28 protein-coding genes and 1 tRNA gene are annotated in these 26,372 nt (G+C 66.7%); 16 read left to right on the top strand and 13 right to left on the bottom strand.

The window, feature by feature from the left end; translation table 11 throughout:
* Positions 1 to 94: 94 nt before the first annotated feature.
* The 4 genes from AC50X9_RS19630 to AC50X9_RS19645 all read right to left on the bottom strand — a co-directional run bounded on the left by AC50X9_RS19630 (position 95) and on the right by AC50X9_RS19645 (position 3,551).
* Positions 95 to 1,228 (bottom strand): FUSC family protein, encoded by a 1,134-nt coding sequence (locus AC50X9_RS19630; protein ID WP_494896431.1) that lies wholly within the window; start codon positions 1,226 to 1,228, stop codon positions 95 to 97.
* A gap of 67 nt (positions 1,229 to 1,295) precedes the next feature.
* Positions 1,296 to 2,360: a glutathione S-transferase family protein gene (locus tag AC50X9_RS19635; protein ID WP_494896435.1), complete on the bottom strand. Its 1,065-nt coding sequence runs from the start codon at positions 2,358 to 2,360 to the stop codon at positions 1,296 to 1,298.
* Positions 2,361 to 2,394: 34 nt separating this feature from the next.
* Positions 2,395 to 3,168 (bottom strand): M50 family metallopeptidase, encoded by a 774-nt coding sequence (locus AC50X9_RS19640; protein ID WP_494896440.1) that lies wholly within the window; start codon positions 3,166 to 3,168, stop codon positions 2,395 to 2,397.
* Positions 3,165 to 3,551, bottom strand: coding sequence for a TraR/DksA family transcriptional regulator (locus AC50X9_RS19645; RefSeq protein WP_494896442.1), 387 nt, complete (start codon positions 3,549 to 3,551; stop codon positions 3,165 to 3,167). The genes AC50X9_RS19640 and AC50X9_RS19645 overlap by 4 nt, the downstream gene beginning before the upstream one ends.
* A gap of 216 nt (positions 3,552 to 3,767) precedes the next feature.
* Here AC50X9_RS19645 and AC50X9_RS19650 point away from each other — a divergent pair, with 216 nt between their 5' ends.
* The 3 genes from AC50X9_RS19650 (at position 3,768) to AC50X9_RS19660 (ending at position 7,561) form a co-directional block, all read left to right on the top strand.
* Positions 3,768 to 4,307 carry a hemerythrin domain-containing protein gene (locus AC50X9_RS19650; RefSeq protein WP_494896444.1) on the top strand — a complete coding sequence of 180 codons (540 nt, stop codon included), beginning with the start codon at positions 3,768 to 3,770 and terminating at the stop codon, positions 4,305 to 4,307.
* A 9-nt stretch (positions 4,308 to 4,316) separates the two neighbouring features.
* Positions 4,317 to 6,500 carry a 4-alpha-glucanotransferase gene (gene malQ / locus AC50X9_RS19655; protein ID WP_494896446.1) on the top strand — a complete coding sequence of 728 codons (2,184 nt, stop codon included), beginning with the start codon at positions 4,317 to 4,319 and terminating at the stop codon, positions 6,498 to 6,500.
* 62 nt (positions 6,501 to 6,562) lie between these two features.
* Positions 6,563 to 7,561, top strand: a complete 999-nt coding sequence (locus AC50X9_RS19660) for an alkaline phosphatase family protein (RefSeq protein WP_494896448.1) — start codon at positions 6,563 to 6,565, stop codon at positions 7,559 to 7,561.
* 22 nt (positions 7,562 to 7,583) lie between these two features.
* Here the strand turns inward: AC50X9_RS19660 and AC50X9_RS19665 are convergent, their stop codons facing one another.
* Entirely contained in the window at positions 7,584 to 8,474 is an 891-nt protein-coding gene (locus AC50X9_RS19665; protein ID WP_494896450.1) for a neutral zinc metallopeptidase, read from the bottom strand.
* Positions 8,475 to 8,698: 224 nt separating this feature from the next.
* Positions 8,699 to 9,250 (bottom strand): hypothetical protein, encoded by a 552-nt coding sequence (locus AC50X9_RS19670; RefSeq protein WP_494896452.1) that lies wholly within the window; start codon positions 9,248 to 9,250, stop codon positions 8,699 to 8,701.
* Positions 9,251 to 9,428: 178 nt separating this feature from the next.
* Between AC50X9_RS19670 and AC50X9_RS19675 the strand changes: the two genes are divergently transcribed.
* Positions 9,429 to 9,983, top strand: coding sequence for an SRPBCC domain-containing protein (locus AC50X9_RS19675; RefSeq protein ID WP_494896454.1), 555 nt, complete (start codon positions 9,429 to 9,431; stop codon positions 9,981 to 9,983).
* Between the two features lie 62 nt (positions 9,984 to 10,045).
* Here the strand turns inward: AC50X9_RS19675 and AC50X9_RS19680 are convergent, their stop codons facing one another.
* A complete protein-coding gene (locus tag AC50X9_RS19680; RefSeq protein ID WP_494896456.1) occupies positions 10,046 to 10,393 on the bottom strand; it encodes a hypothetical protein in 348 nt (115 codons plus the stop codon).
* A 396-nt stretch (positions 10,394 to 10,789) separates the two neighbouring features.
* Positions 10,790 to 11,056 carry a GlsB/YeaQ/YmgE family stress response membrane protein gene (locus AC50X9_RS19685; protein WP_494896458.1) on the bottom strand — a complete coding sequence of 89 codons (267 nt, stop codon included), beginning with the start codon at positions 11,054 to 11,056 and terminating at the stop codon, positions 10,790 to 10,792.
* A gap of 126 nt (positions 11,057 to 11,182) precedes the next feature.
* On the opposite strand from AC50X9_RS19685, the gene AC50X9_RS19690 reads away from it, so the two are divergent.
* The 3 genes from AC50X9_RS19690 (at position 11,183) to AC50X9_RS19700 (ending at position 13,444) form a co-directional block, all read left to right on the top strand.
* Complete coding sequence (locus AC50X9_RS19690) at positions 11,183 to 11,761, top strand: GNAT family N-acetyltransferase (protein WP_494896460.1); 579 nt, start codon at positions 11,183 to 11,185, stop codon at positions 11,759 to 11,761.
* Between the two features lie 181 nt (positions 11,762 to 11,942).
* The gene (locus tag AC50X9_RS19695; RefSeq protein WP_494896462.1) at positions 11,943 to 12,779 is read left to right on the top strand and encodes a hypothetical protein; all 837 of its coding nucleotides are present in this window, start codon (positions 11,943 to 11,945) and stop codon (positions 12,777 to 12,779) included.
* 59 nt (positions 12,780 to 12,838) lie between these two features.
* Positions 12,839 to 13,444 (top strand): carboxymuconolactone decarboxylase family protein, encoded by a 606-nt coding sequence (locus AC50X9_RS19700; RefSeq protein WP_494896464.1) that lies wholly within the window; start codon positions 12,839 to 12,841, stop codon positions 13,442 to 13,444.
* An 832-nt stretch (positions 13,445 to 14,276) separates the two neighbouring features.
* On the opposite strand, the gene AC50X9_RS19705 is transcribed toward AC50X9_RS19700, so the two are convergent.
* Positions 14,277 to 14,510, bottom strand: coding sequence for a hypothetical protein (locus AC50X9_RS19705; protein WP_494896465.1), 234 nt, complete (start codon positions 14,508 to 14,510; stop codon positions 14,277 to 14,279).
* 368 nt (positions 14,511 to 14,878) lie between these two features.
* Here AC50X9_RS19705 and AC50X9_RS19710 point away from each other — a divergent pair, with 368 nt between their 5' ends.
* From AC50X9_RS19710 to AC50X9_RS19725, 4 genes are all read left to right on the top strand, one after another.
* Positions 14,879 to 15,709, top strand: coding sequence for a ribose-phosphate diphosphokinase (locus AC50X9_RS19710; RefSeq protein WP_494896467.1), 831 nt, complete (start codon positions 14,879 to 14,881; stop codon positions 15,707 to 15,709).
* A 1-nt stretch (position 15,710) separates the two neighbouring features.
* A complete protein-coding gene (locus AC50X9_RS19715; protein ID WP_494896469.1) occupies positions 15,711 to 17,252 on the top strand; it encodes a nicotinate phosphoribosyltransferase in 1,542 nt (513 codons plus the stop codon).
* A gap of 1 nt (position 17,253) precedes the next feature.
* Entirely contained in the window at positions 17,254 to 17,988 is a 735-nt protein-coding gene (locus AC50X9_RS19720) for an NUDIX hydrolase (RefSeq protein ID WP_494896471.1), read from the top strand.
* A 201-nt stretch (positions 17,989 to 18,189) separates the two neighbouring features.
* Entirely contained in the window at positions 18,190 to 18,780 is a 591-nt protein-coding gene (locus AC50X9_RS19725; protein WP_494896473.1) for a hypothetical protein, read from the top strand.
* A 142-nt stretch (positions 18,781 to 18,922) separates the two neighbouring features.
* On the opposite strand, the gene AC50X9_RS19730 is transcribed toward AC50X9_RS19725, so the two are convergent.
* Positions 18,923 to 19,405: a hypothetical protein gene (locus AC50X9_RS19730; RefSeq protein ID WP_494896475.1), complete on the bottom strand. Its 483-nt coding sequence runs from the start codon at positions 19,403 to 19,405 to the stop codon at positions 18,923 to 18,925.
* A gap of 244 nt (positions 19,406 to 19,649) precedes the next feature.
* A tRNA-Leu gene (locus tag AC50X9_RS19735) sits at positions 19,650 to 19,732 on the bottom strand.
* Between the two features lie 162 nt (positions 19,733 to 19,894).
* On the opposite strand from AC50X9_RS19735, the gene AC50X9_RS19740 reads away from it, so the two are divergent.
* Together AC50X9_RS19740 and AC50X9_RS19745 are read left to right on the top strand one after the other, a co-directional pair.
* The gene (locus AC50X9_RS19740; protein WP_494896477.1) at positions 19,895 to 21,199 is read left to right on the top strand and encodes a M20/M25/M40 family metallo-hydrolase; all 1,305 of its coding nucleotides are present in this window, start codon (positions 19,895 to 19,897) and stop codon (positions 21,197 to 21,199) included.
* Between the two features lie 19 nt (positions 21,200 to 21,218).
* The gene (locus AC50X9_RS19745; protein WP_494896479.1) at positions 21,219 to 22,382 is read left to right on the top strand and encodes an acyl-CoA dehydrogenase family protein; all 1,164 of its coding nucleotides are present in this window, start codon (positions 21,219 to 21,221) and stop codon (positions 22,380 to 22,382) included.
* A gap of 23 nt (positions 22,383 to 22,405) precedes the next feature.
* Here AC50X9_RS19745 and AC50X9_RS19750 read toward each other — a convergent pair whose 3' ends face one another.
* Positions 22,406 to 22,639: a DUF5703 family protein gene (locus tag AC50X9_RS19750; protein ID WP_024366712.1), complete on the bottom strand. Its 234-nt coding sequence runs from the start codon at positions 22,637 to 22,639 to the stop codon at positions 22,406 to 22,408.
* 39 nt (positions 22,640 to 22,678) lie between these two features.
* Between AC50X9_RS19750 and AC50X9_RS19755 the strand changes: the two genes are divergently transcribed.
* On the top strand, positions 22,679 to 22,945 hold the full coding sequence (locus AC50X9_RS19755) for a hypothetical protein (protein WP_494896481.1): 267 nt from the start codon (positions 22,679 to 22,681) through the stop codon (positions 22,943 to 22,945).
* A 78-nt stretch (positions 22,946 to 23,023) separates the two neighbouring features.
* Here the strand turns inward: AC50X9_RS19755 and AC50X9_RS19760 are convergent, their stop codons facing one another.
* Positions 23,024 to 23,959, bottom strand: coding sequence for an aldo/keto reductase (locus AC50X9_RS19760; protein WP_494896483.1), 936 nt, complete (start codon positions 23,957 to 23,959; stop codon positions 23,024 to 23,026).
* 52 nt (positions 23,960 to 24,011) lie between these two features.
* On the opposite strand from AC50X9_RS19760, the gene AC50X9_RS19765 reads away from it, so the two are divergent.
* Both AC50X9_RS19765 and mshC read left to right on the top strand, forming a co-directional pair.
* Positions 24,012 to 24,845, top strand: a complete 834-nt coding sequence (locus AC50X9_RS19765; protein WP_494896485.1) for an undecaprenyl-diphosphate phosphatase — start codon at positions 24,012 to 24,014, stop codon at positions 24,843 to 24,845.
* Positions 24,846 to 24,860: 15 nt separating this feature from the next.
* Positions 24,861 to 26,141, top strand: coding sequence for a cysteine--1-D-myo-inosityl 2-amino-2-deoxy-alpha-D-glucopyranoside ligase (gene mshC / locus AC50X9_RS19770; RefSeq protein WP_494896487.1), 1,281 nt, complete (start codon positions 24,861 to 24,863; stop codon positions 26,139 to 26,141).
* Positions 26,142 to 26,372 lie beyond the last annotated feature (231 nt).

Consider the following 26,372-nt stretch of genomic DNA (forward strand, 5'->3'; position numbering starts at 1 on the left):
CACACCACAACCGGCCCGGCACACGATGAGCGGCCCCCGGAACCACAAACCCAGGAGCCGCTCACCTCTGCCTCTTGACAACCCGACCTACATATCAGCGGCCGGCCGCGGAGGCCTTCACCACGCGCAGCATCCGGTGCAGGCTCATCAGGATCGATTCGCCGGCGCTGGGGGCGTCGGTTGCCGTTGCCTCGGAACCGACGCGCGACGTCAGCGCCTTGACCGCAGAGTCGGCGGCGTCGATCCGCTCCAACTGCTGTTCAGGGTCCTCCTCCTCGACCGAGCGCAGGACATTGCCCACGGTGGCCATGGCATCGGCCAGTGGCGCCGTGTATTCATCCGGCACCACAAAGGGCGTGTCCTTGGCCCAGATGACATCCGCGAGCACCTGGGTCACGTCCTGGACGTGGAAGGTCACACGCTCCAGGTCCCGCAGGTTGCGGTAGTCCAGCTCGATGTCCCGCGGGTGCAGCCGGCGCCGGGGGTTCGCGCGCCGGCTGGCGTCCGCCTTCTCCACGGCCAGCCGGACGGAGCGGGCGGAGGTTTCGAGCGCATCAGAGCGCTTGGACCAGTCCTCGTGCTGTGGCGGCCAGCTCTCCTTCAGCGCCTTGGCCATGTCCCAGAGCTGCTGGGCAAGTGCCAGGCGCAGTTCCGCGATGCTGAGTTCGGCGGCACGGAAGTGCAGCGGCGGGAAGACCAGCAGGTTTACGAGGATGCCTACCGAAACGCCGACGCCCATTTGCAGGAGGTAGCCGAAGGAGAACTGGTCCGGATTGTGGCCGCCGACCAGCAGAACGAGGAGCGCCGCAGTCGGAATCCAGTCCCGGCCTGCGCCGATCTTGGGGAGTCCGGCCAGGATCACGCCGAAACCCATCACGATGCCGACCGTTACCGGCGTCGGGCTGCCGAGGATGAACAGCACAAACGCCAGACCCACCCCGATCGCCAGCCCCACGAGCGTCTGCACCCCCTGGCGTACAGAGCCTGCGATGTTCTCGTACATCGCCACCAGGGCGCCGAGCGGAGCGTAATAGGGGTAGTCGGCCGCGGAGCCGGGCATGAACGGGGCGACGGCGAACGCGATGCCCGCGGCGAGTCCGGCCTTCAAGGCCAGCTGCAGCCGCGGCCACAGCAGGGCCGCGGACACATTCCCGGTCACGATCCGCCAGACCCGGCGGGGCAGTGAGGGGCCTCCTCCGGTGTGCGTTGCCTCGTCAGTTGTAGTCATCCCGGCCCACCCTAGGCTGGGGAGGTTGCTGCGACAAGTGGACGAACCCGCGCCGGGCGCGGTGGGGTCAGCCCGCCCCGTGCCCCGGGGCGACTTCTTCCCCGGCCCGGACCGGTCCGGGAGGTGTGCCGTGGCCGAAGGGCCGTCCGCCGAGGGATTCACGGCCGTGCGGGGCCAGCCAGTTGCCCAGCTCCGGCCCGGCCGGAACGATTCCGGTGGGGTTGATGTCCTCGTGGACGATGTAGTAGTGCTGCTTGATCTGCACAAAGTCGATGGTGTCGCCGAAGCCGGGGGTCTGGAACAGATCGCGGGCGTAGGCCCACAGGGCGGGCATCTCGCTGAGTTTCTGCCGGTTGCACTTGAAGTGTCCGTGGTAGACGGCGTCGAACCGGACCAGCGTGGTGAAAAGGCGGACGTCGGCCTCGGTGATCGTGTCACCCACGAGGTAGCGCTGGCCGGTGAGGCGCTCCTCCAGCCAGTCCAGGGCGGTCCAGAACCGGTCGTAGGCGGCGTCGTAGGCCTCCTGGGAGCCGGCGAAGCCGCAGCGGTAGACACCGTTGTTCACCTCGGTGAAGACCCTCTTGTTGACCGTGTCGATCTCCGCGCGCAAGGCCTCCGGATACAGTTCGGGCGCACCGGGACGATGGTATTCGGTCCACTCGGTGGAGAAGTCCAGGGTGATCTGCGGGAAGTTGTTGGTCACCACCTGGCCGCTGTCTGTGTCGACCACGGCCGGGACGGTGATGCCGCGGGGATAGTCAGGGAACCGCCGGAAGTACGCTTCCTGGATCCGTTCCATCCCGAGCACCGGGTCCTTGCCGCCGGGATCCAGGTCGAAGGTCCAGGAGCGCGCATCATGCGTGGGGCCCGGCTGGCCGAGGGAGATGACGTCCTCGAGGCCCAGAAGCCGGCGCACGATCACGGTCCGGTTGGCCCACGGGCAGGCGCGGGCCGCGATCAGCCGGTAGCGTCCCGGCTCGACGGGCCAGCCGGGCTCACCATTCCGGCCGGGGGCGCCGTAGCGGGTGATCCGGTCCTCGATGTAGTTGGTGTCCCGGGTGAACTCCTCCCCGCCGGTGACGTAGGAACCCTTTGTGCTGAATCCGGGGTCGTCCGTGTGTGTTTGGCTCATGGTCCCAGCCTATGCCCGGAACTCTTTGGCGATGTTATGGCGGTGTCATAGAGGCAAGCGGTGCGCCCGGCCAGGAAGCGAACACCTGTTGCATGGGCTGCCAGGCGAACCACCAGGCGGCACCAACGACGGCCGCGAAGAGCACGATCCACACGGCTGCGGGGATCCGGGAGGCCCGTGCGAGCAGGAAGGCATCCGACGTCGCCAGCCGGTCCCGGCGCCGCAGGTGTACGTTGACCAGCTTGCCCAAGTCCCGGACGGCGGCGACCAGCAGGGCCACGCCGAGCACGATCATGACATGGCCGTTGAATTCCGGCGGCACGAACAGCACCAGCAGGACCGCGGCCAGCACCGCGCCCGCGGTGATCAGCAGGCCGATGCCGTTGCGGATGAACAGGAAGGAGGCCAGCAGGATGAGGGTACCGACCGACATCGCCGCCGGTCCCCAGCCGCTGAAGCCGCTCCAGACCATCGCGGCGCCCACGACGGCGGGCACCGGGTAGCCCCAGAAGGTTGACCAGACGGCGGCCAGCGGACGCCGGCTATAGGTGGTGGTGGTGCCCGAGTGGTCCAGGCCCAGGCGGATGCCGCCGAGGCGCTGCCCGGTCATCAGCGCGGCGAAGGCGTGGCCGAGTTCGTGGGTTACCGTGGCCAGCAGCCCGAAGTACCGCCAGGTCGCCCGCGGCAGGGAGAGCGCGACGGCGATCAGGATCACCAGCGCAAGTTCGGTGCCGGTGACGTGCGGGACGGGGGACTGTGTGAATCCCGCGACGGTCCGGGCCCACCAGGTTTCGGCAACATCGGTCATGCTGTCGTTCGCGGCCGGTGTCCCGCGGTGCCCGCCGGTCCTGCACTGTGCCGGATGCAATACGGTGTCCAGGGCCTCGCCTCCAGCCGGCCCGCCGAAATCTCTTCCCCGCAGACTTCGCAGCTGCCGTAGGTGCCGGCATCGATCCGGGCCAGGGCAGCCTCGATCTGCGCGAGGCCCCGGCGGCCCTGCTCCAGCAGGGCCGAGGCCTGGGAGAGCTCAAATGCAATCGTCGCGCCCTCGGGGTCGTGTTCGTCGTCGACGTTGGAGTCCTGCCGGGCGGCGTTCACGGAGCTGATGTCCCGGCGAAGTGCGGGAAGGAGGGCAATTTTCCGGCGGCGCTCCTCGTGGAGGAGAATCCGGAACCGTTCGATGTCGACCATAGGCTGCAAGGCTAGCGCGGACGCTGGGGCCGCGTCTAAATCCGCCGGCGACAGCGCGGGCGACACCGTCGGCGACAACAGCCGGGCGAGAGCAGCCGGCGGCCAGCCAGAGCGGGGGTAACCGGAACCGAGGGGCCCAAAGGCCCGGGGCCCGGGGGAGCCGCCGCCGTAAAGTGAGGAAGAGAGCAAGCCCATCAACACAGCTCAGGAGACGCCATGGACCAGCCAGCGGCCAACACCGTGACCAAAGACCCCGACGAGGAAGCCCGGGCCCTGGCGGCGGTGGAGCAGCACCACACAGACATGCTCAAGCGGCTCAGCGCGCTGGTGGCGACGCTCAGCCACGCCGTCCAGTCCGGGAACACGGTGGCGGAACACGACGCCCATGAGGTGCTGGTGGAGTGGTGTGAGAACGATCTCGTCCCGCATGCCCTGGCCGAGGAAGGTCCGCTCTACGGCGGGCCGCGGACCATGCCGCAGGGCAGGCTGCTCGTGGAGGGGATGCTGGCCGAGCACCAGGTGATCGTCGGCCTGGTCGAGGAACTGCGCGGAGCGGCCGGGGTGGCCGCAGCCGTGGCTGCCGGCTCCATCCGGAACATCTTCGCCCTGCACCTTGACAAGGAGAACCGGCTGCTGATGCCGTTCATCGTTGCGTCCCCCGAACTGTCCCTCGCCCGCGCAGTGGAGGGCCTGCACGAACTGGTCGGCGAAACCCGCGTCCATCACCCCGGCACGGGGCATGGGGACAGCGTCTAGAGTTGCCCCATGGCCGATGGGATGATCCAAAACAATGAACCGGGCGCAGCCGCATTGCTGCGCGAACTCGCGGCAGCCCACGGCGTGGGGACCTCCTACTGGGGCTGGGACGGCGTCGAACGTTCCGTCCCGGACAGCACACTTCGAGGCGTCCTCGCCTCGCTGGGCGTACCGGCCGGGGATACGGATGGGATGGTACGGTCCCTGACGGAAGCCCGGCTGGCACCGTGGCGGCGGCTGCTGCCTCCGGTCGCCGTTGCCCGTGAGGGGCAGGAGCTCCATATCAATGTGCATGTGCCGCACGGAAGTGCGGTCAGCGTCTGGATCATCGCCGAGGATGGCAGCCGGTACGAGGCGACGCAGCGGGAGAACTGGGACGCGCCGGTCGACGTCGACGGCGTCCTCACCGGCCGTGCGACCTTCGCCGTCCCGGACACGCTGCCCCTGGGCTGGCACACCCTGCTGGCAGATAACGAAGGCAGGGCCGCCCACTGCTCGCTCGTGGTCACACCGCAGAGGCTCCGCACCACCGAGTCGCTCGCCGGGCGGCGTAACTGGGGGCTGACGGCCCAACTCTATTCCGTGAGGTCCTCCCGGTCCTGGGGGATCGGTGACTTCGCCGACCTCGCGGACCTCGCGACGATCTCGGGGCAGGACGGCGCCGGTTTCCTGCTGGTCAACCCGCTACACGGCGCGGAGCCCCGGCCGCCGGTCGAGGACTCGCCCTACCTGCCCACGACCAGGCGGTTTTTCCACCCGCTCTACCTCCGCGTGGAGGAGATCCCGGAGTACGGCTACCTTGACCCGGCGGGACGGGCCGAAGTGGAGCGGCTGGCCAGCCAGCAGCACGCGGTGAACGCCTCCACCGCCCTGCTGGACCGGAACACCAGTTACGGGGCCAAACTGACCGCCCTTGAGCTAATCTTCGAGGTCCCGCGCGACCCCGCCCGGGCGCACGCCTTCGCGGACTTCTGTGCCGAACAGGGGAAGGGCCTCGACGACTTCGCCCTCTGGTGCGCGCTCGCCGAGAAGCTGGACCCGCAGGCCCCCGAGTGGTCCGGGGCTGCGGCTGCCCCGGACACCGCCTACTGCACGGAGCAACGCGCCGTGCTGGCCGGCCGGATCGATTTCCACCGCTGGCTGCAGTGGCTCTGCGACCAGCAGCTTGAAGCCGGCCAGCGCTCGGCCCGGCGGGCGGGCATGGAAATCGGTGTCATCCACGATCTTGCGGTGGGCGTAAAACTTGGGGGAGCGGACGACTGGTCACTTTCCGGAGTGCTGGCCCGGGGAGTCACCGTCGGCGCGCCGCCGGACATGTTCAACCAGCAGGGACAGGACTGGACCCAACCACCCTGGCATCCGGGCCGGCTCGCCGAGTCCGGTTACGCCGCCTACCGGGACATGCTCCGCACGGTGCTGCGCCATGCCGGCGGGATCCGGGTGGACCACATTCTGGGCCTGTTCCGGTTGTGGTGGATCCCGGAGGGGGCTGGGCCGGGGGAGGGCACGTACGTCTATTACGACCATGAGGCGCTGATCGGCATCCTGGCGCTGGAGGCCCAGCGGGCCGGGGCAATCGTGATCGGCGAGGACCTGGGTGTGTTCGAGCCCTGGGTGCGGGAGTACCTTGCGGGCCGCGGGATCTTCGGCACTTCCATCCTCTGGTTTGAGCACGACGCCGACGGCCCCATCCCGCCGGAACGGTATCGGCAGCAGTGCCTGACCAGCGTCAACACCCATGACCTGCCCCCCACGGCCGGGTACCTGGCCGGCGAGCACGTGACGCTCCGCGAATCCCTGGGTCTGCTGCAGCGCCCGGTGGAAGTGGAACGCGCCCAGGCCGCCGCGGAGCAGCAGGCGGTGCTGGGACTCCTGCAGGAACGCGGCCTCCTGCCCGGGCGGGAGGCGAGCGCCGAGCGGGATGTGCAAGGTGCGCACGGTGTGCAGGGCACTGTCGAAGCGCTCTACGCCTTCACCGCCCTGACGCCCTCGTCGCTGCTGGGGGTCGCTCTGGTTGATGCGGTCGGCGAAACCCGCACGCAAAACCAGCCCGGAACCAGCACGCAGTACCCCAACTGGCGCATTCCGCTGGCGGGTCCACAGGGACCCGTCCTGCTCGACACGCTGCAGGACGATCCGGGTTACCGCTCCCTCGTCGGCACGATAAAGTCCGCTTTGCCCCAGCAGGAGTAACTGCGACGCAGGGGAAAGGCGGGTCTATGGCCCGGCGTGCCGGCCGCCGCTAGCATGTTGCGATGAGGCACGTTGCCAGGTTCTGTTGGGCGGTATTCCTGGCCCTGGTCCTGGCCGGGTGCACTGCTCCCGGGCCGGCGCCCGCCCCCACCCCGCCGACGTCGACGTCGTCGACGACACAGTCGTCCGGGCCGGTGGCGCCGACGAGCACAGCGCTGTCCTCCCCGCCGGCCACCGCGTCCCAGGCCCTGTCCGGCCCTGCCCGGCGGGGTGCAGTCGATCATGTCGTCATTATCGTGATGGAGAACAAAGCCGCCAGCCGCGTCCTGGGGGCCGATGACGCGCCCTACCTCAACTCCCTGGCGAAGGACTACGCCCTGGCAGCCAACTACCACGCGATCACACGGCCCAGCCTGCCGAACTACCTCGCCCTGACCAGCGGGACCACTGCAGGCATCACGAGCAACTGCAACCCGGCGGCGGACAACTGTCAGGCCAGGGTCCGGACGATTGCCGATGAGATCACCGAGTCCGGGAGGGATTGGCGGATGTATGCCGAAGGGATGCCCGAGCCCTGCCAGGCCGAAAATTCCGGCCGTTACGCGGTGAAGCACAACCCGTTTATGTACTACCCCTCTGTGACCGGCGACCGGGACCTGTGCGCTGACCGGGTGGTGCCGTACAGCCGGCTGGAGGACGACTTGAGGACGGACCGGGGCCTGCCGGACTACGTTTTCATCACCCCGGACATGTGCAGCGACACTCACGACTGCCCGGTGCAGACGGGCGACGACTGGCTGTCCCGGGAAGTTCCCAAAATCCTCGCTTCACCGGAGTTCAGCTCAAAGAACTCCCTGCTGGTGGTCACCTACGATGAGGGAAGCGGTTCCTCCAACCACATTGTCACGGTCTTCGCCGGGCCCGCGGCCCGCAACGGGTACGTCTCGGACACCCGCTACACGCACTATTCCCTGTTGCGCACGATCGAAGACGCCTGGGGCCTGGATCCGCTGACGGATAACGACCGGGAGGCCGCGGGCATGGCCGACCTGCTGGACTAGTGCACCTCCAGCGGCGGCCGGGTCAACCTGCGTAGATGGGTGTCTCCGGGAAGTACGAATTACAGGCCGGGAGCCCACCGGTGTAGCCCTGCATGAATCCATCCACCCGGGCCTGGATGGGGCTCCCCGTTTCGCCTTCACCCGGCGGTGCGATGCTGGCGAGCAGGGCGTTAAGGTCGCCCAGGTCAGCGGGATACGCCACCAAGCCGGCCTGCGCGGCGTGGGCCACCCAGGCGCCGGAAATGCAGTCCGCCTGGTTCTCGAGGAGCATGTTCTCCTCCTCGGTCTCGGGTGCGGGGACCGCCTTGATGTTCTGGATGTGGTGTCCCCATTCATGGGCGTAGCCGACGGCCGGCGCTGCCCCACCGACGCCGTTATAGAGCTGCCACAGGGCGTCCTGGCCGGCGTAGATGGCCTTGTCCTCCGTGCAGTACGAGTAATCCAGGCCGCTGTAGTCTTCGGGCGTGCCGTCATCCTTGAGGCACGCGGTGGTGCCGGTCAGCCCGGCAGCCACGAAGAAGAACGAGGCCGGCCGGTTCTCGACCCCGTATTTTTCGTCGAACATCGGGGCTGTCACCGCGAGGACGTGCCCCAGGTAGGCGGGCATGTCGGTGTAGCTGTGGCAGCCCGCTTGGGCCCCCTTCGGGCAGTAAAGCCGGGCCCTGCTCGCGTTCAGTTCCGCCGTGGGCGCCGGGGTGGCTGCCTCCAATGCCGCCGGGGCCGGGCGGGGGGCGAGGGTGGCGTCCGTTGTCACGGGAGTGGGGGTGGGCGTGGCGCTGGCCGGTCCCGCGGGGGAGGGGCTTCCAGTGGTGGCTGGCGTTGATTCGCCCGCCTGGCCGCCGGGCGTGGGACTGCATGAGGTGAATAGCAAGACGGAGGCGAGCAGCGCGATCGCTGCGGCGGGACGGTGCATGGGGTACTCCTAGATTCACTTGTGAGACCACAGGTGCTGCCGGTTCCGACGCGGATCGGTGACTCTTCCCCTCGGGGACCAGAATAGGGTTCGCCGTACTTCGTGTCCACGCGCCGGAGCTGGCGGGATTGCGGACTGTCCAGGGAGCGGGCTGTGCAGGGCCCCAGGGTGCGGAATTCCTCCCGCCGGCATTGATTGTCCGGCCCGGCCCGCAGTCCGACGTTCTACGGGGTGGGACGCTTTCCGGCGGCGAGTTCCCGAACCCAGTCGGGGGTGGCCCGGCCGAGGCGCCGGTCAGTGACGAGGCGAAGCTTCGCGGCCGCGATTTGAACACCCCGGTCCCCTGCGGAAGCCCGGTCCACGCTGACTGCCGCCTCCGACGGCGGGATAATGGTCGTCCGCCCCGGCGCGGTTTCCAGCGGGTCCTGCCACGCGACGGTGACGATCTCGAGTTCCTCAGGACTGGCCAGGCCGCTCCCGGCCAGGACCGCCATGATCCCGAGGCCAAGTTCGGCCCGGCGCGGTTCAGCGGAGAGCGAGCTGTCGAGGGCCCACTGGGTGCGTTGCCACCATTCACTCCGGTTGTCAGCTTCCCGCTGCTGTGCCAGGGCTGCCGAGTCCGCAGCGGCCCGCTGCTGCAGCGTGCGCAGGCTGATGACGGCACCGATGACGGCCGCGATCAGCACGGCGAAAGGACCCAGGGCGGCAAGAACCTGCCACCATTCGGCCGGACCGGTCCGGACGAAAACTTCGACGGGATCTGCAGACGGTGTCACGGCAACAGCTTAGCGCCGGGCTGTCCTGCAGTGCGGCGTGGACTGTGCCTCTTGGCTACCGGCCCGCGTGCCACTTCTCCTCATCACCGATCGTGACCTAACCTGCCGGTATATGGCAGCCATCAGGACAGCTGCCTCGACCAGCGCCTTCACATCAACGAACCCTGGAGGAGAACCCATGACCGACGAGGCCCCGGAGACAACAACCGAAGGAGAGCCCATGATCCACGGAGCCCTGGAAACGATCGGGGGCCGCCCAGCGCTGCGCTTCGAGCGCATCCTCGCCCATTCGGTCGAGCGGGTGTGGCGGGCTGTCAGCGTGCCGGCAGAGCTCGGCAGCTGGTTTCCGGCAGCTGTCAACTGGACACCTGTTGTGGGGGAGACATTCGACGTCGACGGCGCGACGCTCGAGGTTACGACGGTCGATCCGAACCAGCGCCTCGCTTGGATCTATGCCGGCCAGCCGCAGAGTTTCGAGCTCGAGGCCGAGGGAGACGGCTGCCGGTTCACGTTCACCCACGTCATCGACGACCCCGCAATGGCGGCCCAGACAGCAACCGGCTGGGAGACCTACCTCTCCCGGCTCGAGCCCAATCTTGACGGCGAAGACATCACCGAAGAGGTGGCACACGAGCGCTGGGCGGAAATTCACGAACGCTACGCCGAGCTCTTCGGGGTCGATCCGACACCGGGACGGCAATTCGCGGCAGCTCTGCGGTCAGGCCAACAATGACCCGCTGATATGACTTGATTTTGGCGCAACAACGGCTCGGTCCGATGGGCTGTCCGGCCAGGTCAGTCCGAGTCGAGTTCGTCGAGCAGTGACTTCGCAGCTTTGGCGATGTCGGTGTGGTCGTGCTGGGCAGCCCTGCTCTCAATGGCAAGGATCGCGCAGCGGTGCAGCCGCCGGAAGTCCCCGAAGGGAAAGCTGTAGCGTCCCTTCGTGTCGGACGCCTTCTGGCGGTCCATGCCCAGATGCCACTTCCCGAATTCCGGGTACCCGTGCTCGTCGATATACGCATTTTCCTGGTCTGTGTCGGGGGCATGTTCGCTCCAGTCATCACGCGTATCCCGGACGACCTTCGCGTCCCTGATGAGCTGCCGGGCGTGACCCAGAGCCGCATTGTTGACCTTGATCGTCATGGGCAGGCATCCGCTCCGTCGTATTTCCCGTTACCTCAGGTCACGAAGTTCTCACGTCACGACGTTCCCGCGCGCAACCGGTGGCTGGTGGCCGCCGCGGCTGACGTGGACTTTCGTGGGGAACGCTCCGGACTGCTCCGGCAGCTGAACGCGGACTTTCAGGACTCCGTCGATGTAGCTGGCCTCGACGGCATCAGGATTCGCACCCCGCGAAACCGGGTCTCCGTCTCACCCTGGAAGAAACGCCGGACGGGTTCGGGCACGTCAATGCCACTGCGGCGGAAGAAGTTTTCCATGCCGCTCTCCTTTGCCGGGTTTGCCTCTGTGGGCCCCTGCGGAGTCGCGCGAGTTTGCGTGCAGCTGACCGCCGATGATGAGAGGCGGCCGCCGCCCGCCCTACACCCTGCTGCGGCGTCCGGCCACGGCTCCGTAGATCAGCAGCACAATGACGGCGCCGAGGATGGCAAGGAGCCAGGTCCCCAGGTCAAAGAACTCCACGAGGCCTCGGCCGAAAATCAGCGAGCCAATCCAACCACCCAGTATTGCTCCCACGACGCCCAGAACGAGCGTGATCACCCAGCCGCCACCTTGATGACCGGGGAGGATGGCCTTAGCGATGGCTCCTGCGATCAGCCCCAGCAGTAGAAATCCGAGAATGCCCATGGCAGTACTTCCTTTCAATCGATAGTCGTTGTTATTGTCCGTACCAAGAATTTAATCAGCATGCTTAGGGTGTTGCAATACCCGCCGATCACGATGTCCGTGGGCATCCGGCCGTGGGCTGTGCTGGTGACGAACGACGTCGGCGCCACCAAGCCGCTGCCCTGCCCGCCCGCCCGCCCGCCCGCGGCGAGGATTCTGGCAGGATGTGGTCATGTCGTCACGCTGCGCCAGCCTGCGCTCCCCGCCGCATCACAGATCGCTGAACTTCACGTGGCCACCTGGCGGGAGGCATACTCGCATCTGCTCTCTCAGGACTTCTTCAGCGAGGAGCACGTCCAGAGCCGTCACCAAATGTGGAATCACATCCTCGGGAATCCACGCAGCGACTGGAGCCTCCGAATCGCGGAGAGCAGGGGGCGGATCGTCGGCTTCGCGTTCTCCGGCCCCAGCTTCGGGCCGGAAGGCCACGACCTTCCCCGCGATCGTCGGTTGTTCAGCATTTACGTGGCGGCAGCCTGCTATGCCACCGGAGTGGAACAGGCGTTGCGTGATGCCACGGCGGGTGATCGTCCCGCGATGCTGTGGGTCGCAAAGAACAATTTCCGGGCGGTGGCGTTCTATCGCCGCAACGGATTCGATTTCTTTGGTGCGGAGCAGACCGATCCTGGTGCTCCAGGGATTGTCGACGCCCGCATGGTGCGATAGGGACCATGCGGTGGCTTGCCGGGTCGGGTTCCCGCGTCCGAAACGACAGCGGTTCGGGTCGGTCTCTGTGCGGGATCTGAGTATTCCGGCGGCCGATTAAACCTTCTACGCTAGGAACACTAAGTACGGTTCCCATTTCGAAGGGGTAAACCTGATGCGAAAAGATCGTGCGCTTGGATTGATGGCGGCAACGATGGTTGCCCTGGCTGGCTGCACCGGCGGCGGGGGAACTGCCAGCCCGTCCGCTACAACGGCGGCGGCCACCGCCACAGAAACCGCTGCAGCCAAGGTCTACAGCGAGGATGAACTCCGGGACATGATCTCCGGCAGGAACGATGCGGACGGCAACGAACTCACTCTTTACTCCAAGGAGCAGGTGGACCAGGGCGGGAACATCGCCAACCTGCTCATGAGCACCGCCACCGTGGACCCCGCGGACTGCAAGGGCATTGCCACGGCGGGGCTGCTGGACACCGCGGAAAACGGTGCGGTGGCCGTGGCAATTTCCGAGGGTGACCAGCCGCGTACGCTGTCCGCCCAGTCGGGAAGGGAGGGCCCGGACGCCGTAGAGGTGCTGCGGCAGATCAGCGACAAGATGGACCAATGCGCCAATTTCTCCGTGGCGGTCCTCGGCCGGACCTACCAGGTCGCCAGCACGGAGCTGCAGGCGAACACGGAAGCCCGGGAGACCTTCGCAACAGTGAGCACCCGGGGTGAGGGAACGCAGGGGATGCTGATGCAGGTCTCCGCCGCCCAGGGCAGGCTGATGGTTGTCGCCACCATGGGCGGCGCCAACCTGGGCGACACGGACCAAAAGGAACTCGAAGACCTGATCAATCAGGTGCTTCGGAAGGCCGACGGCGCCGTAGCTTCCAGCCCTCCGTCCACTGGCACAACCGGCTCCACGAGCACGGCCTCACCGGAGGATTCAGCCCCGCCTACAGCCACCGGGCCGGGCGCCGATTCCGCTTCGCCTACCGCCACCGAGCCGAGCGATGGCGGCACGCCCGCACCATAAGCCCGCGGCCGGGCGGCATCTGTCCTGCGGCCGCGGACGGCCTATTTGAGGAGCCTTCGATGACCATCCTGAGAATCACGCCCGAGGCCGAGGCCTCCGGCCTGACCGCTGAAATCTACGACGCCGAGCGCCGGTCGCTCGGCTATGTGCCGAGCCACACCAAGGCCATGAGCCTGAACCCGGAGGCGTACCTCGCCTGGGAGTCCCTCACCAAAGCGATCAGCTCCGCCTTGGGCATCCGCCGCTACGAGTTGGTCACGCTGGCAGCGGCCCAGGCCATCGGATCCTCTCATTGCAGGCTGGCTCACGGGAAAAAGACGCTCAGGATCTTCAGCGAGAAGCAATTGAGTGCCATCGCTCGGGACTTCCACCAGGCAGACCTTCCACAACATGAGGTGGCGATGATGGACTACGCGGTGAAGCTCAGCACTGATGCGGCATCCATGACCGAGAGCGAAGCGCAGAAACTGCGCGACGTTGGTTTCAGCGACCGTGAGATCGCCGACATCACCCTTGCAGCGGCCGCGCGCAACTTCTTCAGCAGGGCGCTGCTGGCTATGGGCGTTGACTTGGACGTCCCCGAAGGGATCAGCGACGAGCTGCAGGACGCCCTGCTGGCACCACTGTTCCGGCGAGGATCTCTTAGTTGGCCGAGGGATCCTTAGCCCAGCTGAAGCGAAACCTCCTTAATCGCCGCTACTTCCAGGCCCCGACGGAGTCGGCCTTTACGGTGGAGGCTTTACCGTTAACCTCGGAGGGGTTTCCCTGGCGCCACAGGCTGTTGGTGTGGAATGTCGCCGACGGTCTGGGTCCAAGCGCCGGGGACCCCAACGGGTATCGTTGCGGACTGGTCGAAGCAGGTTGCGTAGCAGCGCGAGGGCTGCCGCAACGTCGGATTCGCGGGGTTGCCCGCCACCGAATTTTGTAACGGGTGCATTCGCGGGGGTTTAGACCGAGGATTAGCGGCCCGTCCGGGGATGTTGCCGGCGCAGCGACCGCGCCGGGGACACGGTGAAGAACAGCACAGCACCACGGCGTCGGAAATGAACGTGATGAGTCATGGCTGCTCCTGGAGCGCACGTTCGGTCGTCGGCGACTCCCCGCGGTGCAGGGGGGCGGTGGCAGAGAAAATACGCCGTGCTTTATGGCGGCCCGAATCGGTGCGGCCGCCGAGCGGCATTCCTGTCAGTTGCGGGCACTTACAGTGATCGTGGACCCGAACCGCTGCCGTTGTCTTCCGCAGGGTCCAACGCACTGTCCAGAGGACGATGAGCGTCACGGCCACAATGACGATGACTGCGGCAACCAGCATCACCAGAAATACGCCAACGTGCCAACCCTCAAGTCTCATCGGTCCCCAGTCCCGTTCGATATTGGGCCGACTCTACTCGTCGGACCGAGAAGCACGAATGGGGCCGCGGACTTGTCTGCCTCACTGAACGGTGATTCCGATTCCGGCGACCGCCCCGGTCCAGGCGCCGGTCGGGTCAGGGCGGGTCAAGTGGGCACTGACGTACCGGTTCCGGCCTCCGTGTTTTGGGAGAGGTAGATCTGGGCTCGGGGGATACCCACACACGCTGTGGTGACAGTGTGCGGACCGTCGGACATCACTGTGGCGACCGTGGTGACGACGGCAGCGGGCCCGTCCTCCGGTCCGGTATCGGTAAGGAGCGCAGACCCGGTGGCCTCTGCCGGACGCTGATGCAGTTCGGCGTAGTTTCGTGCCTCCACTCCGAGAACTCCAGGGTCATCCGCAGGGACGGCGGGGGCAGACACGAAAATGGGGCCGCCACGATTGCGGGCTATTACAGGGCGTGAAAGGGGGGTGCGACTGGGACAGTCATCTGGACCGACGGCGGCCACCCGCCCTTCCTCCAGCGCAAGCACGGCGCAGTCGCCTTCCACCCGGGAGCCAACCAAGAGGTCAGGGGCACTGACCCGCCACTCGGAGGTCAGCTAAACCCCGCTGATCATCGTCTCCCTCGCCTTCCGACCGCGTGGGCGGCCCCGTGCACATGCGCAAGCAAGTGAATAATTTGCGGGAGAATTAGTTCCATCTAATATTCGTCAAATGACGCTTATTAGATTAGGCTTGAAACATGATCACGACATTCGCGAAGTTTTCGCAGGGCTGGACCTCCTACTCCCGGGCCGCCGAAATGCACTTTCCCGCCGGGGAATGCCACATCACGACCGATAGGGTCATGGACGGCGAAACCCCTGTGTACTTCTACCTAACCGGCGCCGACGCCAATGACTTCGTCACCGCCGGCATGTGGATCGACTACGCCCACCAGGCCGGCCACAAGGTCACCGCCCTGATCCCATACCTGCCCGGAGCCCGACAGGACCGCAACGTGCCGTTCGGCGCCAGGGTGTACGCCAATCTGATCAATGCCATGGACGCCGATGAGGTCGTCTGCTTCGACCCGCACTCGGGGGTCATGCCGGCACTGGTGAACAACCTGCGCGTCGTCTACTCCGACACCGTCATCCAGAAAGTTCTCCGCAAGACTCTCGGCGAGTACGTCGGGGTGATCTGCCCGGACCAGGGAGCCCACGCCCGCACCGAAAGAGTCGCCGCCGCGCTGGGCCTGCCCGTCTACTACGCCAAGAAGCACCGCGACTTCACCACCGGCAAGCTCTCCGGCTTCGAATGCGAAGCCCTCCCGGCGGCCGGCAAGTTCCTCGTCGTCGACGACATCTGCGATGGCGGCGGCACCTTCCGCGGCCTCGCAGCAGCGACCGGCCTGCCGAAGGAACGCCTCGACCTCTGGGTCAGCCACGGGGTCTTCTCCGGCAACGCCGCCGCCCTGAACGAGCACTTTGGCACCATCTTCACCACCGACTCCCACCCCGGCGCCACCAACCCCGCAGTCGGGGCCAGCGTCTCACCCCTCATCCACCACCTTCTGGAAGGCCGCAACTAACATGAGCACCGCAACCGCCACCCGCATCACCGCCCCGTCCGTCACCGCTGCCCTGTTCGAGACCGACGCCTACAAGCTCGGCCACCGCGAACTCTACCCGGCCGGAACCACCGGCATCCTCGCCAACTACACCAACCGAGGCTCCCGCATCGACGGCGTCACGAAGGTCGTCCACTTCGGCCTCCAGGCCTTCCTCCAGTCCTACTGCACCGAGGCGTTCGCCCTATTCTTCGCCGCTGAAGAGGACGCGGCCGTCGCCGAATACGAGGCGGTCCTCGAATCGATCCTCGGCCCGAACGACATTGAGGCCGATCACATCCGGGCCCTGCACCGCATCGGCTACCTGCCGCTGATCTTCCGCGGCGTCCCCGAAGGAACCCGCGTCCCACTGCGCGTGCCGACCTTCACGGTCGAAAACACCGAACCTGAGTTCTTCTGGCTGGTCAACTACATCGAGACGGTTCTCTCCGCCGCCGTCTGGCACCCGTCCACCACGGCCACCATCGCCGACAGCTACCGCGCGGTCCTGGACGAAGCCGCCGCCGTCACCGGCGTCGACCGCGCCGCCGTGAACTGGCAGCTCCACGACTTCTCCTACCGGGGCATGTCCGGCACCGGCTCGGCGGCCGCCAGCGGCGCCGGCCACCTGCTGTCCTTCACCGGCAGCGACTCCCTGGCCACCCTCGACTGGGTCAACCGCTACTACCCGTCCGAGGCCGGCACGGACAACGGACTGGTCCTCGGCTCCGTCCCCGCCACCGAGCACTCCGTGATGTGCGCCGGTATCAGCGAATCCAGCGAACTCGAAACTTTCGAGCGCATCCTGGACAAGCACAGGACCGGCATCGTCTCCGTCGTCTCCGACACCGACGACTTCTTCAAGGTCCTGAACGTCATCCTCCCGGACCTTAAGACCCGGATTATGGAGCGCGAAGGCAAGCTGGTCATCCGCCCCGACTCCGGCGACCCGGCCGACATCATTTGCGGCACGATGTCCCGCCCCGGTGCCGTCGTCACCGCACAGCTCCGCACCATGGAGCAGGACCCGGAATTCTTCGGGGCCGTGCAACTGCTCTGGAACGTCTTCGGCGGCACCACCAACGCCAAAGGCTACAAGGTCCTCGACAAGCACATCGGCCTCATCTACGGCGACTCGATCACCGTCGACCGGGCCAAGGACATCTGGACCCGCCTGCAGGCCATGGGCTTCGCCTCCGAGAACGTCGTCTTCGGCGTCGGCTCCTACTCCTACCAGTACGTCACCCGGGACACCTTCGCCTCCGCCATCAAGGCCACATGGGCCAAGATCAACGACGTCGAGCACAACCTGCTCAAGGACCCGGCCACGGACAACGGCACCAAGAAGTCCGCGACGGGACGCCTGGCCGTGACCCGCAACGCCGACGGCGAGCTCGCACTGATCGAAAAGGCCACCCCGGAACAGGAAGCCGAATCCCTGCTCCAGCCGGTCTGGGCCAACGGCGAATTCATCCGTCGCCAGTCCTTCGCAGACGTCCGCGCCGTCCTCAGCAACATCGCCTGACGTGGCAAACGACAAGCCGGACCTGCTGAGCACCGCCAAGCGTCTGGCCAGCGCAGAGAGGGAGCTAACGCCGTTCGAGCGCCAGCCACTAGTGTCCATTGACACCGTGCCCCTGGTTCTCCGGGACGGGCACTGGAGCGTTATCCTGGGCGTCCGCGAGCTGGAACCCTACGCGGGCCAGGCGGCCCTGCCGGGGGTACTCCTGCGCCCCATGGAGCGGCTTGCGGAAGCCGCGCTGCGGGCCCTGTCCAGCAAGGTCAACATCTCCGAAGAAGGCGTCCTGTTCCTGATGAATGCCGGAGCCTTCGACAACCCCGTCCGCGACCCCCGCGGGCCAACGCTGTCGATCGCCCACGTCGCCGTCATCGACCCGGAATTCGAGCCCGAAGGCGTCGTTCACCGCCCGCTTACCGGCAACACGGAGCTCCCGTTCGACCACTCCGTCATCGTTATGTCCGCCGCCAAGGCAGTCCTGGACGCCCTCTGGATCAATGAGCCCCTCACCCGGGCACTGCTGAGGGAGAAGTTCAGCACCGCGGACGTCGCCCGGCTCATGCGCGAACTCTCCATCGCCGCCTCCGCGAACGAACCCGACACCTCCAACCTGGGCCGGGGCCTCGCCAAGAACCCTCGTCTGGTCAAAGCGGCCGTGCCGGCTGCGCCTGTCGGCAAGGGACGCCCGGCCGCCGCCTGGACATGGGCCGACACCGGGTCGGCGCCGAGGCACGGTTTCTAGGCTTTCATGCGGGCGAGGACCTGCACGAGCCGGCCCTGGCCACGCCCATTCCGGGCCTGGCAGTCATCACCCGGTTCGCCGGCCTGGAATCATCAGCTTCACCTCGGCGAATGACCGCGACGGGGCGGTTAGCGTCCCGGCCGGCCGCCGCTTGTTTGCTGGCTGTAATCTGGCAGCGAACCACTAATCCTTGGGGGACCCATGAACGACAATATTCCGCCGATTCCGTCTGCGCCCCGGTACCAGGGGAACCCGGTTCCTGAAAGCTATGGGCCGCCGCAGTATGCTCCCCGGCCGCCGGCCGCCCAGCCCTATCCGCAGCAGGCGCGGCAGCCGTACTTCCAGCAGCCGCCACCTCCCTATGCCTACCCGCAGCAGCCCTACGGCATGTACGCCAAGGCGCCCCAGGGCTGGGATCCGAACCGTCCGGCGTCGTCCGGTTTCCGGATCGCGGCAGGAATCGTCGGCATCGCCTGCGGTACCTGGTTCCTGGTGCCGTCCATCGCCGGCTTTCAAAACGAGGGCGGGGTCGTCTTGATGGCGTTCCTCATCCTGGTGGCAGCACTGGGGAGCATCACCGCGGGCATCATCCTGCTGGCCAATCAGCGCCAACGCCGCCGCGGGGCCCCCGTAACGTCGCTGGGCTTCGCCGGTCTCACCGTACTCCTCGGCCTGATCGGTCTGGCGGTGCCCTACTACGGCGCGGCGCTGCTTCTGTCCGCAGTGGTTCTGGCCGGGCCGGTTCTCATCGTCATGGGCCTTGGACTCGCCAGGGAGAAACGCGGGCTCTGACCAGCCGGGCTGATCCGTTACGGAAAGACCCTGAGGAGGATCGCAGCAGGGCGGGAGAGGCGCTACCGGCCTGCCGTGCCGTTGGCCGCATCGTACGACAGGCTGCCGGCGTCGGACGCGGCTCCCTGGGAGCCTTCGGGAATCAGCCGTGTGGTTCAACGATGAGTATGACCAGGTCAGCCTTGGCTTCCTTGCCGGGGCTTGTCACGTCCAGCGAGTAGTCGTACTCACCATCAGTGCCAAGCGAACTGCATACCGACGATGGGCCGCCGACATTCGGCCGCCTGTTGCAGGTGCCCTCGACGCGCATCTCAAAACCCGCACTGGAGCTCAGGGACTTCAGCTCGGCCACCGTGAGTTCGCTTCCGGTGTTCCAGCTCTTGGCGATACTGGGGCACGGGTTGGTTGGGATGCAGAGGAACATCTCCCTGCGCACGTTGCTTCTCTCCAGCTTCCAATCCGATGGAACGGCGAAGTGCTCCGCGCGGGAGACCATGTCGGCGGTGACCTTGTCCTCCGCCGACCGGACGAAAAGAAACGCGACGGCGGCAGCGACCAGCACAGTCGCCAGGATTAACCGGACCGTACGCTTCACCTGGTTCCCCCAAACCATCAGTGCCAACACGCCTGACTCCGGCACGCCCGGGTGGGTGGCGCAGAAACAGCTGTCGCATCCATGGAGAAACCAAGCCGCCCGGCACGCGAGCACTCGTAATCCCTAAGTTCAAGGTAGGTCACAAAACCACGATGCGGAGGTCGGGCCGGGGGTGTCGCTTTTCAGCATCCGCGTGGATGAACCCGGGGCCCGTGCCGGTGGAGACAGAGAAAAGGCCCCGGAATCCATAGGATTCCAGGGCCTTTTCCTGTTGTGCGCGGAGGGGGACTTGAACCCCCACCCCCTTTCGAGGACTAGCACCTCAAGCTAGCGCGTCTGCCATTCCGCCACCCGCGCAGGTGGTATTCGGTGTACCTTTTCGCCTTTCAGCGTTTCGATTTTCTCCGAAGCAGCGAGAAAGACTCTAGCATGAAGTTTCCCGAAACAAATAATCGGGGTCCGATCGGGCATGTGGGTAGGCTGAAGCCAGCCCGAGAGCCGACCCACGAGGAGTGAAACATGACTGAGATCAGGCCCGAGGACGAAGTCGTCAGAATCTGCCAGGAGCTAATCCGGATCGACACGTCCAACTACGGGGACGGATCCGGCCCGGGGGAGCGGGCAGCCGCCGAATACACCGCGGGGCTGATGACCGAAGTGGGGCTGGACGCCGAAATCTTCGAATCCGCCCCGGGCCGCGCCAGCGTGGTGACCCGCCTCGCGGGGGAGGACCCGTCCGCCAGCGCCCTGGTCGTCCACGGACACCTGGATGTGGTCCCCGCACTCCGCGACCAGTGGTCGGTTGATCCCTTCGGCGCGGAGCTCAAGGACGGCATGATCTGGGGCCGCGGCGCCGTCGACATGAAGGACATGGACGCCATGATCCTCTCCGTCCTTCGGGATTTCGCCCGCTCCGGACGTAAGCCCAAGCGGGACCTGATCTTCGCGTTCTTCGCCGACGAGGAAGCCGGCGGTACTTACGGCGCCCGCTACGCGATCGAAAAGCGCCCCGAACTCTTTGACGGCGCCACCGAAGCGATCTCAGAGGTCGGAGGATTCTCCGCCACGATCGGCGGCAAGCGGACTTACCTGCTCCAGACCGCCGAAAAGGGTCTCTCCTGGCTCCGCCTCGTCGCCCACGGCCGCGCGGGCCACGGCTCGCAGATCAACACGGACAACGCCGTCACCCGGCTGGCAAGTGCCGTCTCCCGGATCGGTGAATACCGCTGGCCGGTCGAACTGACCCCCACCACCCGCCAGTTTCTCGACGGCGTCACGGAACTCACGGGAGTGGAGTTCGATCCGGACGATCCGGAGAAGATTCTCAAGGAGCTCGGCACCGTCGCGCGCTTCGTCGGCGCGACCCTGCAGAACACCACCAACCCCACGCTGCTCAAGGGTGGTTACAAGCACAACGTGATCCCGGAATCAGCCGAGGCACTCATCGACTGCCGTACCCTGCCCGGCCAGGAACAGCACGTCCTCGAAACCGTCCGGGAACTCGCCGGCAAAGGCGTCGACGTGAGCTATGTCCACAACGACGTCTCACTGGAGGTTCCGTTCGCCGGGAACCTTGTGGACTCCATGATCGACGCCCTGCACGCCGAGGACCCGGGGGCCAAGGTCCTTCCCTACACGCTCTCCGGAGGCACGGACAACAAGTCGCTGAGCCGGCTGGGCATCACCGGCTACGGCTTCGCCCCGCTCCAGCTCCCCGAGGAACTGGACTTCACCGGGATGTTCCATGGTGTGGACGAACGGGTTCCCACCGATTCGCTGAAATTCGGCGCACGGGTCCTCGATACCCTGCTCACCAACTACTGACGCCCGAAAGGCACCACCGATGAGCCCCGACGACGTCCTCCCCGGCGCCCTGCTGGAACGGATCCGCGGGCGCGCCGCCGGCTACGACCGTGAGAACACCTTTTTCCAGGAGGATCTGCAGGAGCTGGCCGCCGCCGGCTACCTGAAAATCTTCGTTCCGGCGGCCGACGGCGGACTGGGGCTCGGTCTCGCGGCGGCGGCGCAGCTGCAGCGGCGGTTGGCGACGGCGGCCCCGGCCACCGCACTGGCCATCAACATGCACCTGGTCTGGACCGGCGTCGCGCATGTCCTCGCCGCCCGGGGCGACTCCTCCCTCGACTTCGTCCTCCGGGAGGCCGGGCAGGGGGAGATCTTTGCGTTCGGGAACTCGGAGGCTGGAAACGACTCGGTGCTCTTCGACTCCCGCACTGCCGCCGTCCCGCTGGCCGGGGGTGGCTACGCCTTCACCGGCCGCAAGATCTTCACGAGCCTCTCGCCGGCATGGACCCGGCTGGGCATCTTCGGAAAGGACGCCTCGGCCGGGAACGGCGACGGGCAACTGGTCCACGGCTTTCTAACCCGGGACACCCCGGGCTATGAGATCCTGGCCGACTGGGACACCCTGGGCATGCGCGCGAGCCAGTCGAACACCACGGTCCTGGCCGGCGCGGTGGTGCCCGCGGAGCGGATCTTCCGGAAGCTGCCGGTCGGCCCGAACGCTGACCCGCTGATCTTCGCCATCTTTGCGTGCTTCGAGACGCTGCTGGCGGCGGTGTACACGGGCATTGGCGAGCGGGCTCTCGCCCTCGCGGTGGAGGCCGTGACGCGGCGGACATCATTCAAGAACGGCGGACGAAGCTACGCCCAGGATCCTGATATCCGCTGGAAGGTGGCGGATGCGGCGATGGCCATGGACGCGCTGTACCCGCAACTGTCGACCGTCACCGCCGACGTCGACGCGCTGGCCGATCATGCGGGCCAGTGGTTCCCGAAGCTGGTCGGCCTGAAAGTCAGCGCGACAGAGACGGCCCGAACCGTCGTGGATCTGGCCATCCGGGTGTCCGGAGGATCAAGCTACTTCCGCGGGTCCGAACTGGAACGGCTGTACCGGGATGTGCTGGCGGGAATGTTCCACCCCTCGGACGACGAATCAGCGCACAACACCGTAGCCAACGCCTGGCTGGGACCGCTCGAGACAAGCTAGACCGTCCGCTGGGCCGCGGTTCCCTAGACGGTCCGCTGGACCTGGGTGACCCGGCGGCGAAGCCAGAAGCGCCGGCCGCCACCCAGATACAGCACGCTGCGCTCCAGTTCCCACTTGCCGTACTCGGAGTGCTCCACCAGGCGGCGGCGTGCTTCCGGCAGGGAATCCTCAGGACTGACGGTCAGTACGAGGTACTCGTACTGCCTAACATAGTCCCGTTCCCGCCGGACTGAACTGCTGAGAAAATGTTCCTTCATTGCTCTCCATTTTCTACCTTTTCCGACTAACGTGAAGTCATGAGCATCGATCCGCGTGTCGCGCTTCAAGCCCTTACGTCTGCTCTGGAAGAGCACCTCGCAGCGGTGTCGGCACGCCGGGGAGACGGGGACCCTGCGGTCGAGGCAGCTTTTTTTGCAGTTGCTGATGCCTTTGAAGTCTACGACGACTCGCTCTACGACGCCTACGGCGAAGTCACTCCGCTGCAGGTGATCGAGGACGACAGCGACGAGGACGAGGAAGAAGACGTCGACGACGAGGAAGACCTCGAAATCCTCCGGGACTGAGTCCGCTCGAACCCACCTCAGGACCCGCTCAGACGGGGGCCTGAACTCATGCGGGCGGAAAACGTGAAAGGCCTGACCTCAGGCGGGGCTGGAAACATCCTCCAGCGCCTGGGCGATCTGCGGCGGGAGCGGCGCGAGCGTTGAATCCAGGATTTCTTTGAGCTGTACGGGCGTGCGGGCGCCGACAATCGCCGTCGCGACTCCGTGCTGGGACAGCAGCCAGCTCAGGGAGACATCCAGTGCGGTCCGCCCGAGGCCTTTCGCCGCCATCGCGACGGCTTCCACCACACTGGACGCGGCCCCCTCAAGGTACGGCTCCACGTAGCCGGCCAGCCGCGAATGGGCCGCCCGCGAGTCCGCAGGAATGTGCCCGCGGTACTTGCCGCTCAACACCCCGCGCCCTGCCGGACCCCAAGCCATCAGGCCCAGGCCCGCGTCCTCAATGGCAGGAACCAGTTCAGCTTCGGGGGAGCGGTGCAGCAGCGAGTATTCCGACTGGTTAGCGATCAGCGGGAACCCTGCTACCGCGGCGGCCTTCGCCGTCTGCCAGCCGTTGAAGTTGGAGACGCCCGCGTAGCGGGCGCGGCCCGAGCGGACGGCGAATTCGAGCGCTGACAGGGTTTCCTCCAGCGGGACGTTCGGGTCCCAGGCCTGGGCAAACCAAAGGTCGACGTAGTCGGTGCCGAGCCTGGCCAGGCTCGCGTCCAGGCTGGAAAGCATCGCGTTCCGGGAGGTGTCGACGCTGCGCCGGCCGTCCGACGTCGTCAGTCCGGCTTTTGTGGAGATGACCACTTCGGAGCGCGCCACCACGTCACCCAGCATCCCGCCCAGCATGGCTTCAGCCTGGCCGTCGCCGTAGGACGCGGCCGTGTCGATCAGGGTCCCGCCACCGTCCACGAAGGTGCGGAGCAGCGCCGAGGCGTCCTGCTCATCCGTTTCCCGGGCCCAGGACATGGTGCCGAGGGAAAGGGAGGACACACGCAATCCACTGTTGCCGACATATCGCTGCTGCATGTCAGCAAGCTTACGGGGATTCGCCCCACATCATGACGTAGGGTCTATAAACGTGAACTGGTTTGAAGCGGCCTTTCTGGGCCTTGTGCAGGGACTGACAGAATTCCTCCCGATCTCCTCAAGCGCCCATCTGCGGATCGTCGGCTCCTTCCTGCCCAACGCTGCCGACCCTGGCGCCGCGTTCACCGCGATCACCCAGCTCGGCACGGAAACCGCAGTGATTGTGTACTTCTGGCGGGACATCGTGCGGATCGTCAAAGCCTGGGCAGGCTCCCTGACCGGCAAAGTCTCCCGCCAGCACCCGGACGCCCGGATGGGCTGGCTGGTCATCCTGGGCAGCCTGCCGATCATCGTCCTGGGGCTGCTCTTCCAGGACCAGATCGAGTCCGTGCTGCGCAGCCTCTGGATAGTGGCCACCACGCTGATCGTCTTCGGCATGATCCTCGCCGTCGCCGACGCCGTCGGACGGCAGCAGCGCGACCTGACCCAACTGACCTACAAGCACGGCATCTTCTTTGGCCTGGCCCAGGCCATGGCCTTGATTCCCGGCGTCTCCCGGTCGGGCGGGACGATCACTGCCGGGCTGCTGATGGGCTACACCCGCGAAGCGGCTGCCCGGTATTCCTTCCTGCTGGCGATCCCGGCCGTGTTCGGCAGCGGCCTGTACCAGCTCTACAAAGTGGTCTCCCAGGACGGCGTCACCGGACCCTACAGCCTCCCGGAAACGGCACTCGCGACGGCCGTCGCCTTTGTGGTCGGCTACATCATCATCGGCTGGTTCCTGAAATACGTCTCAACCCACAGCTACCGGCTCTTCGTCTGGTACCGGATTCTGCTCGGTCTGGCCCTGTACGTGCTGCTCGGTTTCAACGTCATCAGCGCCTAGCACTAGGCTTGGGCTGTGAAGTCTTGGATCTCCCGCCCCGTTCCCCAGCTCCCCGGCAGCATGGCTGCCCTCCGCCTCTTCGACACCGCCAAAGGCAGCGTCGTTACCCTCGGGGCAGCCGGCGAACAGTCGATGTACGTCTGTGGCATCACCCCATATGACGCCACCCACATGGGGCACGCGGCCAGTTACGTCGCGTTCGACCTGCTAAACCGGGCCTGGCGGGACGGCCGCCAGCAGGTCGCCTACGTGCAGAACGTCACCGACGTCGACGACCCCCTGCTGGAGCGCGCGACGGCGACCGGCGTGGACTGGCGCGATCTCGCCGCCAGCCAGATCGAGCTCTTCCAGACGGACATGGAAGCGCTCAACGTGCTGGCCCCGGACCACTATGTGGGTGCCGTGGAAGTGATTCCCCTGATCGTGCCGGCCATCGAGCTGCTCGTGCAGCGGGGACTGGCCTACCGGGTGGCCGGCGGCGCCGGCGAGCCCGACGGGGATGTCTATTACGACGTTGAAGCCGCCGGCAAGCACTCCGCCGAGGCGACGGACGCGTGGACCCTCGGCTCAGTCTCCGGACTGGCCGACGCCGAGATGCTGGAGCTGTTCGCCGAGCGCGGCGGCGACCCGGGCCGTGCCGGAAAACGCCAGGCGCTGGACCCGCTGCTCTGGCGGGTCGCCCGCGCGGGCGAACCGAGCTGGCCGGGCGGCGGGCTCGGGGACGGCCGGCCGGGCTGGCACATCGAATGCACCGTCATCGCCCAAAAGTACCTGCCCGCCCCGTTCACCGTGCAGGGCGGCGGCTCGGACCTGATCTTCCCGCACCACGAAATGGGCGCCGGGCACGCCTACTCCCTTTCCGGTGTGCCGCTGGCACACCACTTCGCGCACGCCGGGATGGTGGGGCTCGACGGCGAGAAGATGAGCAAGTCCAGGGGCAACCTGGTCCTGGTGTCCAAACTCCGCGCCGCGGGCGAGGAACCGGCAGCGATCCGGCTCGCCATCCTGGCCCACCACTACCGAAGCGACTGGTCCTGGACCGAGGCCGGGTCCGCCGCGGCCAAGGACCGCCTCCGCAGCTGGCGGGACGCCCTCGGGGCGGCCCCCGCCGGCTCAGCCGCGGGTCTGATCGCCCGGCTGCGGGCCGAACTTTCGAACGACCTGAACGCCCCCGGGGCCGTCGCAGCCATGGATGACTGGGCCCACGCCGCGCTCACGGATGGCCACGCGGGCTCCGCGACGGACGCCGCCCTGGTGAGCGACGCCATCAACGCGCTGCTCGGCGTCGAACTCTAGGCACGGCCCGGCGACCCGCTGATAGGCTGGCGACGCGCAAAAGCGCTGGCGACACCCGAATTCGGGTGTCGCCAGCGCTTTTGCGTAGCGCCAGGCAACATGCGCGTCCGCGGGAGGCGGCCAGTGCCGGACTCTAGATGATTAATTCCTATTGGATTCAGTGGTCGTATGCGATCAGCGAACGTTTTCGGGGCGTTCCGGTCAGCCAGTTGTGCCAGATTCCGGCTGCGA

Source organism: Pseudarthrobacter sp. HLT1-3, assembly GCF_059383535.1.